This window comes from Dellaglioa sp. CoH-57-MRSF-22 (genome assembly GCF_056781895.1).
This window is the reverse complement of record NZ_JBXAXT010000072.1, coordinates 1-490: the sequence shown is the minus strand read 5'-3', so window position 1 is coordinate 490 and position 490 is coordinate 1. Positions and strand designations below refer to the sequence as shown.

The 490-nt window shown below is 52.2% G+C and carries 1 protein-coding gene; it reads right to left on the bottom strand.

Going from position 1 to position 490, the window contains the following annotated elements; genetic code table 11:
* Positions 1-490, bottom strand: a 490-nt coding sequence (locus AC1RPR_RS08200) for a P-loop NTPase family protein (RefSeq protein WP_481763469.1), incomplete at both ends; no start/stop codon positions are given.

Here is a 490-nt window from a genome sequence, read left to right as displayed (position 1 = left end):
GTAGCGCAGCTTCTTACCGCACGATTCCTGCTGCTTCGGTCCGTACATAGCCATCGGAATATCAGACAGCTGATTCATGCCGATCAGGGAAATCATCTTCTTGCCCATCCGGCCTTTGATACGAGGCAGATGCTTTGCAAAGAATCGAGCGTGCACGCCCAGAGAGTTATCTGCCTCTTCATCGTCGTTAGAGTCCGGATTCATTGCCGGATACGAGTCAACGATGATGACACCCTGAAGGTTTCCGTCCGGTGCCTCTACCCACAGACCCTTTCCGTACTTCTTGGCCATCTTCGGGTCGTGTGCGTCACCAATCATGGCCTTGTTGGCCTTGTTGTCTTCATAGATCAGCCACCACTTACCTGCAACCATGCGCTTGTCGGGGTACTGCTTCTGGATACTTGCCATCCAATCGAAGAACTTCTCACCCACCGTTTCTGGGTAGTACTGCACAACCGGATGAACAACCCATTTACCGGTCTCTTTGTCC